This window comes from Pseudomonas sp. BMW13 (genome assembly GCF_013357275.1).
Classification (GTDB): Bacteria; Pseudomonadota; Gammaproteobacteria; order Pseudomonadales; family Pseudomonadaceae; genus Aquipseudomonas; species Aquipseudomonas khazarica.
Genome location: NZ_SUKD01000087.1, coordinates 1 through 280, shown reverse-complemented (window position 1 = coordinate 280; position 280 = coordinate 1). Strand labels below are relative to the sequence as shown.

The following is a 280-nucleotide window of genomic DNA, read 5'->3' as shown; positions in this document are numbered from 1 at the left end:
TCACTACGCGCACGTTGACTGCCCGGGCCACGCCGACTACGTGAAGAACATGATCACCGGTGCTGCCCAGATGGACGGCGCGATCCTGGTCTGCTCGGCTGCCGACGGCCCGATGCCGCAAACTCGCGAGCACATCCTGCTGTCCCGTCAGGTTGGCGTACCGTACATCGTCGTGTTCCTGAACAAGGCCGACATGGTTGACGACGCTGAGCTGCTGGAACTGGTCGAGATGGAAGTTCGCGACCTGCTGAGCACCTACGATTTCCCGGGTGACGACACT

The 280-nt window shown here is 61.8% G+C and carries 1 protein-coding gene; it reads left to right on the top strand.

Features of this window, described 5'->3' with window-relative positions:
* The coding region (locus E4487_RS25060; protein WP_257229494.1) for a GTP-binding protein at positions 1–280 on the top strand (280 nt) is incomplete at both ends.